Origin of the sequence: Stenotrophomonas sp. SMYL11, assembly GCF_036320005.1 — a bacterium.
In the GTDB taxonomy this organism is placed as follows: domain Bacteria; phylum Pseudomonadota; class Gammaproteobacteria; order Xanthomonadales; family Xanthomonadaceae; genus Stenotrophomonas; species Stenotrophomonas maltophilia_A.
The window spans coordinates 717,709-732,189 of sequence record NZ_JAWIRS010000001.1 but is presented as its reverse complement, the minus strand read 5'-3'; the positions used below and the strand labels follow the sequence as shown (position 1 = coordinate 732,189).

The window sequence follows — 14,481 nt, the reverse complement described above, 5'->3', positions numbered from 1 at the left end:
CATCTACCCAAGCAAGCGCCGACCAAGGTCGGCAGCTACCGGGCAGCAGGGCTACACCACCTCGCGGCGGATGCCGATCGGTCGCGCGTGATCGTCCATGTGCAGCGTAGCGGCCTTGCAGCCCAGCAGACGCTCGGCCAGCCCGGTGCTGGCCCCCAGGTCGGCGGCCACTTCGTTGAGGCTGGCCAGCGGCCGCGGCAGGCGCCGGTCTCGGCCGCGGAAGCGCGCGCGGTTGTACTCGGCCCAGCCGATCAGCAGTACGCTGGCGCACAGCAGCATCAGCGGCAACGCCACCAGCACATAGGGGTCGAACTGGCTTTGCCGTTCGTACAGCTGCTGCCAGGCCAGCTGGCCTCCGACCAGCCACGACACCAGTGTGACCAGTGGCGCCCACAGGTAGAAGTAGAACCCCCAGAACGCCAGGGTGACGAAGCCCCAGGCGGTGCGCTGGAAGCGTGGTTGGCGATGCGGCTTGCGGATCATCCGCGAGTCGAAGCGGTTGGACGGGCGTTGTGCGTTCATCGGATCCCCCGATCAGGGCTGGTCCAGGTGGCGCGCTTGCTGCGACGGCGCAGCAGGGTTTTCGGCAACGCCACCAGGGTGGTGGAAAGGCTGATCAACCAGTACGCCATCGGGTACCAGATGACCCAGAAGTAGTTGCGTCCAATCTGTGTTTCGTAACGACGGTCGATGATCAGGCTGCTGGCGAACTGCAGCAGGCAGACCAGGGCCAGGATCACGCCATGCCACTCCGGCAGCAGGCTGGCGATATGCAGTTGCGGGGGCAGTTCGATGAACTTGCCCAGCGCCCACAGCACCACGATGAACAACATGGTGTAAGCCCAGATCACGCTGAGCACGTACTCCAGCAGTACGCCCCACATGCGCCGCTCCTTCCAGTGCAGCAGCGAGCGGGCATGGCGCAGCATCACCTCCACGCCGCCCTGAGCCCAGCGCAGCCGCTGCCGCCACAGTCCCTTCAGGGTTTCCGGCATCAGGATAAAGCACAGTGCGTTGGGCTCGTAGCGGATGTCCCAGTGCGCGCGCTGCAGGCGCCAGCTGATGTCGATGTCTTCGGTCACCATGTCATCGGACCACCAGCCGACCTGGTGCAGGGCGGTACGGCGGAAACCGGCGATCACCCCGGAGATGGTGAAGATGCGCCCGTATACCCGCTGCGCGCGCTTGATCATGCCGATGATCGAGGAGAACTCGGCCACCTGCAGGCGTCCGAGCAGGGTGGAGCGGTTGCGGATGCGCGGGTTGCCGGTGACCGCGCCGACCCGGTTGCCGCTGACCAGGTGCCAGATCATCCAGTGCAGCGCGTGTTCTTCCAGCATCGCGTCGCCGTCGATGCACACCAGGTATTCCGAGCGTGCGGCGAGCGCCCCCATGCGCAGCGCATTGGCCTTGCCGAGGTTGCGGTCCAGGTGCAGCACGCGCAGGCGTGGGTGCTTCGCCGCCAACACGTCCAGCCGGGCACCGGTGTCGTCGCTGCTGCCGTCGTCGATGGCGATCACTTCATAGTCGGCCGGGTAGCGCTGTGCCAGCGCCGCGCCGAGTGTGTCGTCGAGGTTCGCCGACTCGTTGTGGCAGGGAATCAGCAGGCTCGCGAACGGTGGATCGACCATCAGCGGCGGGTCGTTGCGTGGGCGCGAATGGCGTTCGCGCCGGAAGTAGTAGTACAGGCCGCCCGACATCCAGAAGAATGCCATCACCATCGGGTAGTAGAAGGCGAACTGGAACAGGACCTGCAGCAACGGATGCATGTCCATGTCACTTCTCCGGGTACGGGAAGTTGCCGGCGGACATTGCCGCGCGGGCATCGCGGGTGGAGGGCTGGTCGGCGATGAAGTCGTCCGGGTACCAGGCGAAGTGGTGCACGCCCTGCGCCTGCAGCTGGCGGATCTGCGCGCGCAGGCGCTCGGCGGGAATCGGTTGCCCGCTGCGCCAATCGACGGTCTGCAGTTCGAACAGGGTGTGCTGCAACTGTGGGTCATGTGCACGCACCGCGGCCAGCAGCTGGTCGAGCCAGCGTTCCGGATGCTTGCTGCCTTCCATCCACGGCATCGCCATCAGTGCAGTCTGGTCGTAGGCCTTGTTGAACAGGTCCAGGCGCTGCGCGAACCAGGCTTCGCTCTGCGGGCGCAGCACCGGCTCCGCGTACAGGTTGCGCACCGTGGCCAGCTTCGGCCGCCAGCGCTGCGCGCTGTTGCGCAGCGCCAGGGTGAAGTCGATCAGCGCCTGCGTGCGTGCGCTGCCCCCATCGCCGGCCGCCAGCGTGGGCAGCTCGGTGTCGCGCAGATAGCCATCGTCATGGAACAGCAGGCCCTCGAAGTAGGAGTTGACCGCCAGATCCTCGTAGATGTCGAGCATGACCTGGCGCGCCTGGGGATTGGTGAAGTCCAGCCGGTACATGCCATCGGCATCGCCGTTGCGGATTGCCAGCGCCTTGCGCTGCACCGGGTCGGGCAGCTCGAAGCCGAGTACCGGCAGCCATGCGTAGACCTTCACCCCCGCGCGCGATTTCAGCTGCCAGGCGACGCGACTGAACAGGTCCGCGCGCATCGGCATGTGGCGGTTGGGGAAGTACAGTGCATCGGCGGTGTTGTTGCCGTCCGGATCGGCGAACGCCTGCAGGTAGACGTGCGTCGGTGCGATGCGCTTGACCCGCTCGATCAGTGCATCCAGATTGCGCGCCTGCTGTGCGGGCTCGGGGTCGTAGACATCATCCAGGTCGATCTGCAGGGCACGGATGCCATCGAGCGCGACGTCGCGACGCAGCTCGTAGGCCAGCCCTTCCACGGTCGGGTTGTCGCTGACCAGGAAGCGCGCCAGGCCATGCAGGTCGCTGGCCACCGGCGTGCTGCGGCCCTCCAGATCGAAGGACACCGGCATGCCCAACTGCTCGGCGATGTCGTTGCTCAACTGGTTGTAGGCCGCGTATGGCCAGACGATGGCGCGCGGGCGCACGCCCAGGTGCTGCTCGATGCGCTGCACGCTGCGCGAGAGATCGGCGCGCAGGCGTTGCGCGTACTGCGCCTCGCTCTCATAGCTGCGCGTGGAGGGGTTGTAAACTCGGGTCACGACAGCCGGGGTGGAGTTCCCCTGTGGGTTGGCGAGCACCCCGTGGTGCAGGTCGTCGGTATGGCTGGCCACTTCGATCAGGCCGCTGTCGTGCATCTGTTTCAGCTGTGCCCAGGTGATGAAGTCGTCGCGGCCGAACGGCCGGTAGCCATAGTCGATGGTGCGGCCAGGTGCCATGTCCACGTAGTCGGTGATCACCGCCACCAACGCCGGATAGCGGTAAGCCTGCAGCAACGGGAAGGCCTTGTCGTAGACACTGCGCAGGCCGTCATCGAAGGTCAGCAGTACCGGTTTCGGTGGCAGCGTGGCGCGTCCCTGGGAGGCGTCGATCACCTGCGACAGCGACACCGGGTGGTAACCGTGTGCCCCCAGCCAGTCCAGATGGGCGGCGAAGTTCTGCGTGCTCACCGCATAGGCATCGGCATCTCCCTTGGCTGCGACCTGGTCGCGGATGTCGTGGTAGCTGAGGATCAGCAGGCCGTTGTCGATCGCATCGAGATGCAGGGCCTGCTGCGCGAAGGCCGGCGGCGCAGCCGACAGCAGCAGGAGCACGATCAGGCGCAGGATGCGGGTCATGTCAGTCTCCCCAGCGCAGTGCGGCTTCGAAGCCGATATGACGTTCGCGATGGCCGTCGTAGACCGGCCGCGACCAGCGCGCGCCATACTCGAACACGCGTCCCTGGCCCAGCTGCCACTCGTGCATGTACAACACCGACGGCACCAGTGCACTGCCGAAGCCGTCCTGCCAGTAGTCGCCCAGCGAGATGGTCAGCCGGTGCCGGAAGTGGCGTTCGTAGTGGCGCCACAGTTGCTGGTCGATGCGCAGGCCGATCTCGACCATGCGATCCCGCTTCGGGTTGAAGTAGGGAGCATCATCGCGGCTGCCTCGACTGGTGTAGGCACTGGCCAGGCCATCGATCAGCCACCGTGGGCGTGTCAGCAGCCGCTGCTCGACGCGGGTGCTGAACAGTTCGCGATGGTTGCCATCGTCGTAACGGAAGCGGCTGGCGCCGAACATCCAGTGCGTGCGCTCGCTGCGCCGATAGTCGACCTGCGCGCCGACACTGTCGGCAGTGATGCCGGCCACGCGCGCCTGCATTGATGCCTCCGGATCATTGCGTGCGGCGGTCAGTCCGGCATGCCAGTAGTCGTTGAACTGCCAGCCCACGCCGACGCGCAGGCCGGTATCACCGATGTGGTCGTTGGCGCGCAGCACTGCAGCTTCCGCATCCAGACGGCCGAAGCGGTAGCGTACGCCCGCGCCCAGCCACAGCGGGTCGATGCGCTCGTCCTGGAAATCGACCGAGCGCCGGTCGGCGAAGGCGAACAGCCGCCAGCGATCGTCGAGTACGGGTGTCTGCACTTCCATGCCATAGCGGCGGTCGTCGTTGCCCAGTGGCGAGGTGCCTCCACCACCGGAGCTGCGCCCGATGTCGGTCCATGCCTTCAGCTGCCAACCGCGGTGCGCGCGCCAGGCCTGGTCCATGCGTTCGACGGCGGGCTGGGTGGGGTAGCGCGCGACCAGATCGTCGTGCAGCGGTCGCGCCAGGTCATCGCGCTGCAGGGCGACGTAGGCTTCCTGCATGCCCAGCCGTGGCTCGATGTCGCGCGGGTCCAGCGCATGCGCCATCTGTTGCCGTTGCAGCGCCCTGCGTGGCCAGCCGCGCATCATGTATACGCTGCCCAGCGCGCTCTGCAGGCCGCCGTTGCCCGGTGCGATGTCGACCATCGATTCCAGATCGCGCTGTGCGGTGGGCAGGTCACCGCTGTAGGCGCGCACCATTGCCAGGTTGAGGTCGGCTTCGTAGCGCGACCAGTTTGGATACGGCGACTTGCCGTTGCTCCAGCGCCAGGCAGGTTCCTTGTCGCGCCACGTCTGCAGCAGGTCGACGGCCTTTTCCTGCTGCTCGCTTTCCAGGTAGGCGTAAGCCAGTTCCGAATGCGAGGCGTCGCGCGTCGGATCGCCGGCGACGGCCGCCTGCAGCACCGGAATGGCTTCTTCCGGATGCAGGGTGCCCATCAGCGAATCGCCGACCGCAGGCAGAACATAGTCGGGCAGGGCATGGCCTTCAGCCTGCAGTGCGCGGGCTTCCTCTCGCACCTGCGCATGGCGGCCCAGCCGGTTGAGCAGGATCAGCCGGTCCATGCGGATGCGCAGTGGCGCCTGCACAGGCGGGGTGCCTTCGCTGCTCAGGTAGCGCTGCATGCGCGCCAGGGTCGATTCGGCTTCTTCCAGCCGGCTGTCTTCGCTGCTGCTGTAGGCCAGGCTCCAGACCACCAGCTTGGCCAGGTAGTCGCCTTCGATGCGTTGCTTCTGTGCAGCGTCGAACAGTTGCGGGCGCTGCTGGTACAGCTCCCAGGCGCGCCAGGCATTGCCGATGTCGCCCAGGGTCAGGACGCGCAGCTTGAACAGCAGGTCGTCATTGGGCTGCTGCTGGCTGGCGCGCTCGATCGCGCCGAGCGCTTCCAGCCAACGGGCCTGGTCGCGGTAGCGGCCGATCTCGGCCAGGGCCGCCTCGCGGTCAGGCGGGGCAGCGCTGCTGGCCCAGGCCAGGGCGGTACAGGCAAGGCCGACGCAGAGCGCCAGCCGGCGGTGGACAACCATTGGGGACCCCCTTGGCTTCCGAACCAGACAACCTGAAAAATGTGACGCACATCACATGCCAGATTTTGGGATGGCCGTGGCCTGCGTCACTCCCCTCGCGAACTCCCATCCAGCAGGGATGGGCGAAACCAGGACAGCGACCTGCAATGTCTTGTCTGAAACGAGAGTCCCCCGCACACCGAGTGGTGGCCTGGGCGGCGCGGCCGCCCCCATGCCCGATGCCGGCACGCGGCAAGGATGGGCATTCGTGGGCACTATCCGCCCGGAATTGTCAGCCCGGCGTCAAAATGCGCAGAAGGGCAGACGAGCGGTAGGTGGGCGGGTTGTGGGGCCCCACGCGGCTTACCAGAGATCTTCCAGCTTGCGCGGCTTGCAGGCCACCCAGGAGGCGCACAGCATCAGGGTGGCGCAGCCGAACAGGAAGCTGAATGGGATCGTCCAGCCGTCGCTGACGGTGTGCAGCCAGCCGACCAGGAAAGGCCCCAGGCAGCTGAAGCTGTAGCCCACGCCCTGCATGAACCCGGACAGCGCGGCCGAGCCGGTGGGGGTGCGGGTGCGCAGGTTGATCAGGGTCAGCGCCAGCGGGAAGGTGGACGGACCGACGCCGAGCAGGCAGGCCCACAGCAGCGGCGCCTTCATCGGGGCCACAAGCAGGCCGGTGAAGGCGATCACGAACGAGAAGAAGCCGATCAGCACCAGCGGGAACGGGTTCTGCAGGCGCACCGCCATCGACGGAATGACCAGCGACGGCAGCAGGCCCAGTGCCGAGAACACGGCGACCATCACGCCGCCGAACGCGGGCGTGCCACCGGCCTCGACCACGATGCGCGGCAGCCAGGTGAACATCGAATAGGTCATCAGCGAGGTCATGCCGAACATGAGCGTCATGCTCCAGCCCAGTGACGTGCGCCAGACCTTGCCGTGCGGCTGTGCGGTGGGATCGGTGGCGTCGGCCTGCGGCTTCGGTGCGCGCCGGGCCAGCAGCAGCCACGGCAGGGCGGCGGCCAGCGCCAGCAGCGCCCACATGCCCAGCGACACGCGCCAGCCCGCAGCATTCGCCACCGGCACTGCCAGCAGCGCCGGCAGCATCGTGCCCAACTGCAGCACGCTGATGTACAGCGTGCTCATGGTGCCAACCTTGTTGGCGAAATAGCGCTTCACCAGCGGCGGCACCACCACGTTGCCGATGCCCATGCCGGCCAGTGCAACCACCGAACCGAGCAGCAGCGTGCCGACGTTGCTGGCGCTGGAACGCAGCAGCAGGCCGGCCATCGCCATCACCATCGCCAGCAGCGTGGTGCGTTCCAGGCCCAGGCGCCGCGCCAATGCCGGCGTAGCCACGCCGAACAGCGCGAACGAGGCGGTCGGCAGCATGCCCAGCACGCCGGTCATGGTGGTGCCGAAGCCGAACTGCTGGCCGAGCACGTCCAGCAGCGGGGTGATCGAAGTGACCGCAGTGCGCAGGTTGACCGCTGCCAGCAGGATCGCGGCAAACGCCAGGACACGACCGTGCAGCAGCGACGGCGAATCGGAAGGGGAGGAACTCATCGGTGGTCCTTGCAGGTGTCGCACGCCGCAGCAACGGCATGCAGCGCCGGCATCGGTCTACGCCGAAGCGGCAGGTGGGGGAGGGGCTGCAGGAGGGCCGGCAGCGCGGCCATTGTACGTGCGCTGTGCGGCAAGGTCCCGTCATGCGGGCGGCCTGGCACTTGATACAAAAAAACCCGGAGGACAGTGATGTCTTCCAGGCTTCTTGGTGACCACCGAAGTGGTCGGGGAGACAGGATTCGAACCTGCGACCTCTACGTCCCGAACGTAGCGCTCTACCAGACTGAGCTACACCCCGAAGGGAGCCGCCTATTCTAGCGGTTCACCCCGATGGCGGCAAGGGGTGAATGCTGTTTTCTTCACACTGCCGAAGCAGTGCCACTTCAGGGAACAAAAAAGCCTGGACGACTTCACCAGGCTTCAATGCGACCACTTGAGTGGTCGGGGAGACAGGATTCGAACCTGCGACCTCTACGTCCCGAACGTAGCGCTCTACCAGACTGAGCTACACCCCGAAGGAGCCGCCTAAGATACCGTGTGAAGGCCAAGGCGGCAAGGTTTTTTTACAGCTCAGCGACGATTTTCTTTCTCGATACGGTTCTGCTCGCGGGCTTCGAACCACATGCCATTGAGGATGGCCACCGTCGAGGCGAGGCCGGCGCCGAGAATCCAGGCGAAATACCACATGATCAGTCTCCTTCATTCCGGGTAGGTGCCGACCGTTGATCGGCACACGTGCAAGCGATCAGTAAGCGTTCGGGTTGTTGCCCATTTCTTCGGTGGTGGTCTTGCCCTTCAGCACGCGGTACACCCAGGTGGTGTAACCGATGATGATCGGCAGGAACACCGCCGTGGCCAGCAGCATGATCCACAGGGTCAGGTGGCTGGACGAGGCATCCCACACGGTCAGGCTGGAGGTGGGCTGGCTCGAGGACGGCAGCAGGAACGGGAAGATGGCAAAGCCGACGGTCAGGATGATGCCGGCGATGGCCGCACCGGAGGCGATGAAGGCCAGGCCGCCGCGACGGGCACGCAGCAGCACCGCACTGGCCAGCAGGCCGGCCAGGCCGAGCAGCGGGGCCAGGATCGTGGCCGGCATCGTGCTGTAGTTGCGCATCCAGCCACCGGCGGCGCCGAGTTCGGCAGTCTTCAGCAGCGGATTGGTGGCGCCATCGGTGACCACCTGCGAGGTGATCTGGTAACCCGGCAGGCCGAAGGCTACCCAGGCGCCACCGACGGCGAACAGCACGAAGGCGATGATCGCGGCGATGCTGCCCAAGCGGGCCGCACGCTCGGCCACCGGGCCATCGGTCTTCAGCACCAGCATGGCGGCACCGTGGGCGACCAGCATCGACACGCTGAGCAGGCCGGCCAGCAGCGCGAAGGGCATCAGCAGGCCGAAGAACGAGCCGGTGTAGAAGATGCGCATGCTGTCATCGAAGTGGAACGGCACGCCCAGCACCACGTTGCCCACTGCCACGCCCATGATCAGCGCCGGGATGAAGCCGCCGATGAACAGCGCCCAGTCCCAGGTGTTGCGCCAGCGCTCGCTGGGCATCTTGCTGCGGAACTTGAAGCCGACCGGACGCAGGATCAGGGCGAACAGGATCACGAACATCGCCAGGTAGAAGCCGGAGAAGCTGACCGCATACAGCGGCGGCCAGGCGGCGAAGATCGCACCGCCACCGAGCACCAGCCAGACCTGGTTGCCTTCCCAGACCGGGCCGATGGTGTTGATCACCAGCCGGCGCTCGGCATCGTTGCGGGCGACGAAGGGCAGCAGGGTGCCTACGCCCAGGTCGAAACCATCCATCACGGCGAAGCCGATCAGCAGGATGCCGAGCAGCAACCACCAGATCACGCGCAGCGTGGTGTAGTCCAGAAGAATGAAATCCATCTTGGTTCTCCTGCCTCAGGCCTGGCCGGCGGCCGGCGCCGAGGCATTGTGGGAAGCATGCGGCTGGGGCGACTGCAGCGACGGCAGCACCTCGTCCGGACCCTTGCGGATCGCCTTGAGCATCAGCTTGATCTCGACCACGATCAGCGCGGTGTAGATCGCGGTGAAGCCGGCCAGGGTCAGCACGATTTCATGCAGGGCCAGGCCCGATGCTGCATAGAAGGTCGGCAGCACGCCGTCGACCGCCCACGGCTGGCGACCGTATTCGGCCACGAACCAGCCACATTCGATCGCGATCCACGGTGCCGGCAGCGTCCACAGGGCCAGCTTGAGGAACCAGCGCTTGTCCTGGAAGTTGTTGCGGCAGGAGTAGTAGAAGGCCAGCGCGAAGAAGGCGATCAGGTAGAAGCCCAGGCCGGCCATCACGCGGAAGGTCCAGAACAGCGGCATCACGCGCGGCACGGTGTCCATCGCCGCCTGCGAGATTTCCTGCGGGGTGGCGTTGAGGATGTCATCGCGATAGCGCTTGAGCAGCAGACCATGGCCCAGGTCCTGCCAATGGCGGTCGAACATCTCGCGCGCTTCAACGTCGTTCTTGTTCGCGCGCAGGCGTTCCAGCGCACCGTAGGCCAGCTGGCCGCCGCGCACACGGTGTTCGGCACGCTCGACCAGTTCCAGGATGCCCGGAATCGGCTGGTTCAACGAACGGGTGGCGATCAGGCCCATCAGGTACGGGATCTTCACCGCGTAGTCGTTCTGGTGGGTTTCCTGGTTTGGGATGCCAAAGGCGGTGAAGTCGGCCGGTGCACGCTCGGTCTCCCACATCGCTTCGATCGCGGCCAGCTTCATCTTCTGGTGTTCGCTGGCGGCGTAACCGCTCTCGTCGCCCAGCACCACCACCGACAGCGACGACAGCAGGCCGAAGGCCGCGGCCACCGCGAACGAACGGCGGGCCAGGTCCTTGTGCTTGTTGCGCAGCAGGAACAGGGCGCTGATCGCCATCACGAACACCGCACCGGTCACGTAACCGGCACTGACGGTGTGCACGAACTTGGCCTGCGCCACCGGGTTGAACACCACGGCCATGAAGTCGACGACTTCCATGCGCATGGTTTCCGGGTTGAACACCGCACCGGTCGGGTTCTGCATCCAGCCGTTGGCGATCAGGATCCAGATCGCCGACAGGTTGGTGCCCAGCGCCATCAGCCAGGTCACCATCAGGTGCTTGACCTTGGTCAGGCGGTTCCAGCCGAAGAAGAACAGGCCGACGAAGGTGGCTTCCAGGAAGAACGCCATCAGGCCTTCGATGGCCAGCGGCGCACCGAAGATGTCACCCACGTAGTGGCTGTAATAGGACCAGTTCATGCCGAACTGGAATTCCATGACGATGCCGGTGGCGACGCCCATGGCGAAGTTGATGCCGAACAGGACGCCCCAGAACAGGGTCATCCTGCGCCAGATCTCCTTGCCGGTCATCACGTACACGCTCTCCATGATGGCCACCATGAAGGACAGGCCGAGAGTGAGCGGTACGAATAGGAAGTGGTACATCGCGGTCAGCGCGAATTGCAGCCGCGACAGTTCTACGACTGTCTGATCAATCATGGCCTGGCTACCTCGTGGATAGTGCCGTTGCAGGTGGCGGGAAGGGTGGTCTACGACGTGAATGATGTGACCGACTACTTCAAACAGCCTTGATCCAGATCAATGTATGAACAGGTGCCCCGGTTGATCGTATGCCAACCTGATGAAGACTGCGACCGCTGGCCGCAGAGGCGGGCTGTTGCCTGCGCCTACAATGCCGTGTCTCCCCCGTTGCCCGTGAAGACCCCTTGAGCGCTGCCGAAACGACCCCCGACGGCCTGTCCCCGGAAGCTGAAACTGCCCGCCAGCGGCGTGTCCGCACGGCCTGGCTGGCCGATCTGGCACGCTCCGCCCGGGGCCGCCAGCGGCTGGCGGCACTGTGCATCAGCCTGTCTGGCACGCTGTTGATCGGCCAGGCTGCCGCCATCGCCTGGCTGGTGCAGCAGGTACTGGTGGAGCGCGCGCCGCTGGCCTCGGCGCTGCCGGTGCTGGCGGGCCTGGCCGTGATCCTGGTGCTGCGCACCTTGCTGGGCAGCGCCACCCAGGCTGCGGCCGGTGACGTGGCCGACGCCGCCCGCCTGGCACTGCGCGAACGCGTGTTCGCACGCCTGCTGGGCCATGGCCCGCTGTGGCTGCGGCAGCGCCGCACCGGTGAACTGGGCGAACTGATGCTGCATCACGGTGATGCGATCGAGAGTTATTACAGTGGCTTCCTGCCGGTGCGCACCGAAGTGGTGGTGGTGCCGCTGCTGATCCTGGCCGCGGTGGCCTGGGTGGACTGGGTGGTGGCGCTGATCCTGCTGTTCACCGCGCCGCTGGTGCCGTTCTTCATGATGCTGGTGGGCTGGGGCGCCGAAGCCGCCGGGCGCGCGCAGCTGGGTGAACTGGCGCGCATGAGCGGCCATTTCGCCGACCGGATCAAGGGCCTGGGCCTGCTGCGCCTGTATGGACGCGGTGACGCCGAACTGGAGGGCATCGAGGCCGCCGCCGAAGGCGTGCGCGTGCGTACGCTGAAGGTGCTGCGCATCGCGTTCCTGTCGTCCACGGTGCTGGAATTCTTCGCCTCGGTCAGCGTGGCGATGGTCGCGCTGTACCTGGGCCTCAGCTATCTGGGCATGATGTCGCTGCACGCAGCGGTGCCGACGCTGGGTGCGGGCCTGTTCTGCCTGCTGCTGGCGCCGGAGTTCTATGCGCCGCTGCGACGGCTGGCCGCGCACTACCACGATCGCGCCAATGCACTGGCCGCCGCCGCCGAAGTGGAGCGCCTGCTGCAGTCGCTGCCCGATGAGCAGGGCCTGATCGAGAACGAGGTTGCGCCGCTGGCGGTGGAACCGGCCGAGGCCGCCTTGCCGCCACTGCAGGCACAAGGGCTGGTGTTGCGCCCGCTGGGCGCGCCGCAGGATGTGCTGCAGGATCTGGACCTGCTGCTGGAGCCGGGCCAGCGCCTGGCCCTGGTCGGTCCCAGCGGATCCGGCAAAAGCACGCTGCTGGAGGCGCTGGCCGGCTGGTTGCCACCGCGTGCCGGCAAGCTGCAGCTGCGGCCTGGCGTGCAGGTGGCCTACGCCAGCCAGCGGCCGTACCTGTTCCACGGCAGCATCGCCGACAACCTGCGCCTGGCCGATCCCGGTGCCAGCGATGCACGGCTGCGCGCGGTGGCCGAGGCCTCGCAGGTGCTGCAGTTTGCCCAGCGCCTGCCGCAGGGGCTGGACACGGTGATCGGCGAGCGCGGCTTCGGCCTGTCCGGTGGCGAAGCCCGCCGCATCGGCCTGGCCCGCCTGTTGCTGCATGATCCGCAGGTGCTGCTGCTGGACGAGCCCACCGCATTCCTCGATGCCGATACCGAAGCGGCCCTGCTGCGCAGCCTGGCCGCGTATGCACGCGGGCGCAGCGTGGTGGTCGCCACCCACAGCCCGGCGGTGATCGCGTGGGCTGACCGTTGCCTGCTGTTGCCGGAAGGCCGCCTGGTCGAGCCGGCACAGGCGGTGCGCGCATGAGCCGTTCGCCTGATTCGCTGCGCGCGGTGTTCCTGCGCCACCGGCCGCGCCTGTTGCTGACCATGCTGCTGCTGTGGACCACGATGCTGGCCGGCACGGCGCTTCTCGGCCTGTCCGGTGGTTTCCTCACAGCGGCCGCGCTGGCCGGTGCGGCCGGCCTCGGCCAGGGCTTCAATTTCTTCTCACCCTCGGCCGGCATCCGTGGCCTGACCATGGCGCGGATCGTGTCGCGCTACTTCGAAAAGCTGGTCGGCCACGATGCCACGCTGCGCATCGCCCGCGACCTGCGCGTGTGGTTCTTCCGCCGCGCGCTGCCACTTGCCCCGGCACGGTTGGGGGCCACGCGCACCGGCGAGCTGCTGGCGCGGCTGCTGGGGGACATCGGCGAAGTCGATGGACTGCTGGTGCGTGCGATCGGGCCGCTGGTGGCGCTGGGTGCGCTGTCACTGGTGGCGGTCGCCTCGGCAGCGCTGATCCTGCCCTCGGCAGCGGTGCTGCTGGCGGTGCTGGCCTTGCTGATCGCCTTCGGCGTGCCGTGGCTGGGCGTGCGTGGCCACGACGATGAAGAGGCGGACCGTGCCGCGCATCGCGCCGCACTGCGTACCGCCGCGTTCGAAGGGCTGGAAGGTGCCGGTGATCTGGCTGCGCTGCATGCCGATGCGGCCTGGCAGCTGAAGGTGCGCGTGGCTGCCAAGCAGCTGGCCTCGCGGGATCGTCGTCGGCGTTGGCGCCTGATCGCGGCCTCGACCCTGCATGGTCTGGTCGCCGGGCTGGGCCTGGTGGCGATGCTGGCATTGGCCCTGCATGCGGCCGAACAGCAGCGCATCGCGCCGGAAATGGCCGCAGGCCTCGTGTTCCTGACCGTGGCGCTGATCGAACTGTGGGCCGGCATGGGCCTGGCCTGGCAGTCGCTGCAGTCCGGACGCATTGCTGCCGATCGCCTGCAGGCCATCGTCGAACAACCGCCGACGGTGGAGGATCCGCAGGCGCCGCAGCCGGTGCCGCAGGCGGCGCGCGTGCATTGGGATGACGTGCACTTCCAGTGGCCCGGCGCGGCGCGGCCGGTGTTGTCCGGCCTGCAGCTGACCCTGGCGCCGGGCGAGCGGATCGCGATTCGCGGCGACAGCGGCAGTGGCAAGACCACCCTGTCGAGCCTGCTGCTGCGGCTATGGGATCCGCAACAGGGACGATTGACCTACGGCGGCCGCGACCTGCGTGATTTCGCCCAGGCCCACTGGCACCGGCAACTGGCGTGGCTGCCGCAGAACGCGCCGGTATTTGCCGGCAGCGTGGCCGAGAACCTGCGATTGGGTGATCCCGATGCCAGTGACGCAGCGTTGTGGGCGGTGCTGCATCGCGTGCGCCTGGGCGAGTGGGCCGAGCGCAACGGTGGCCTGCAGACCTGGGTGGGCGAGAACGGCGCGACGATGTCGGCCGGCCAGGCACGACGTCTGGCGCTGGCGCGCGCCCTGCTGCGCAATGCGCCGATCCTGCTGCTGGACGAACCGACCGAAGGCCTGGATGTGGATACCGCACGTGCATTGCTGCAGGACCTTTCCGGGTTGCTGGACGGACGCAGCCTGCTGATGATCACCCACGACGACCTGCCCGACGGCGTGGTGGATGCGCAGTACCGGTTGCGTGATGGGGTGGTGGTGCGCGAAGCGTAATCGCGGTGGTAGTGGCGGGGGGGGGGCGGGGGCGGGGGGGGGGGGGGGTGGGGTGCGCGAATTTGCGGCCCGGGGGCGGCCCAGCCCCAGGCAAAA

Annotated in this window: 10 protein-coding genes and 2 tRNA genes; 2 read left to right on the top strand and 10 right to left on the bottom strand. The window is 67.0% G+C overall.

What is annotated here, in order from left to right; translation table 11 throughout:
- Window positions 1-51: 51 nt before the first annotated feature.
- From pgaD to V3B46_RS03350, 10 genes are all read right to left on the bottom strand, one after another.
- Entirely contained in the window at window positions 52-522 is a 471-nt protein-coding gene (gene pgaD / locus V3B46_RS03395; RefSeq protein ID WP_154352994.1) for a poly-beta-1,6-N-acetyl-D-glucosamine biosynthesis protein PgaD, read from the bottom strand.
- Window positions 519-1,775, bottom strand: coding sequence for a poly-beta-1,6-N-acetyl-D-glucosamine synthase (gene pgaC, locus V3B46_RS03390; RefSeq protein WP_049435080.1), 1,257 nt, complete (start codon window positions 1,773-1,775; stop codon window positions 519-521). The genes pgaD and pgaC overlap by 4 nt, the downstream gene beginning before the upstream one ends.
- 1 nt (window position 1,776) lies before the next feature.
- The gene (gene pgaB / locus V3B46_RS03385) at window positions 1,777-3,663 is read right to left on the bottom strand and encodes a poly-beta-1,6-N-acetyl-D-glucosamine N-deacetylase PgaB (protein ID WP_164171373.1); all 1,887 of its coding nucleotides are present in this window, start codon (window positions 3,661-3,663) and stop codon (window positions 1,777-1,779) included.
- A gap of 1 nt (window position 3,664) precedes the next feature.
- A complete protein-coding gene (gene pgaA / locus V3B46_RS03380) occupies window positions 3,665-5,692 on the bottom strand; it encodes a poly-beta-1,6 N-acetyl-D-glucosamine export porin PgaA (protein WP_329891132.1) in 2,028 nt (675 codons plus the stop codon).
- A gap of 342 nt (window positions 5,693-6,034) precedes the next feature.
- Entirely contained in the window at window positions 6,035-7,240 is a 1,206-nt protein-coding gene (locus V3B46_RS03375) for a CynX/NimT family MFS transporter (protein ID WP_329891131.1), read from the bottom strand.
- A gap of 221 nt (window positions 7,241-7,461) precedes the next feature.
- Window positions 7,462-7,538: transfer RNA gene (locus tag V3B46_RS03370), tRNA-Pro, on the bottom strand.
- A 140-nt stretch (window positions 7,539-7,678) separates the two neighbouring features.
- Window positions 7,679-7,755 (bottom strand) — tRNA-Pro (locus tag V3B46_RS03365).
- A 55-nt stretch (window positions 7,756-7,810) separates the two neighbouring features.
- The gene (gene cydX / locus V3B46_RS03360; RefSeq protein ID WP_005410354.1) at window positions 7,811-7,927 is read right to left on the bottom strand and encodes a cytochrome bd-I oxidase subunit CydX; all 117 of its coding nucleotides are present in this window, start codon (window positions 7,925-7,927) and stop codon (window positions 7,811-7,813) included.
- A gap of 58 nt (window positions 7,928-7,985) precedes the next feature.
- On the bottom strand, window positions 7,986-9,137 hold the full coding sequence (gene cydB / locus V3B46_RS03355; RefSeq protein WP_329891130.1) for a cytochrome d ubiquinol oxidase subunit II: 1,152 nt from the start codon (window positions 9,135-9,137) through the stop codon (window positions 7,986-7,988).
- A gap of 15 nt (window positions 9,138-9,152) precedes the next feature.
- Window positions 9,153-10,742 carry a cytochrome ubiquinol oxidase subunit I gene (locus V3B46_RS03350; protein ID WP_049423960.1) on the bottom strand — a complete coding sequence of 530 codons (1,590 nt, stop codon included), beginning with the start codon at window positions 10,740-10,742 and terminating at the stop codon, window positions 9,153-9,155.
- Between the two features lie 227 nt (window positions 10,743-10,969).
- Between V3B46_RS03350 and cydD the strand changes: the two genes are divergently transcribed.
- Entirely contained in the window at window positions 10,970-12,715 is a 1,746-nt protein-coding gene (cydD, locus tag V3B46_RS03345; protein WP_329891129.1) for a thiol reductant ABC exporter subunit CydD, read from the top strand.
- On the top strand, window positions 12,712-14,385 hold the full coding sequence (gene cydC / locus V3B46_RS03340; protein WP_329891128.1) for a thiol reductant ABC exporter subunit CydC: 1,674 nt from the start codon (window positions 12,712-12,714) through the stop codon (window positions 14,383-14,385). Before cydD ends, cydC begins: the two co-directional genes overlap by 4 nt.
- Window positions 14,386-14,481: the final 96 nt, after the last annotated feature.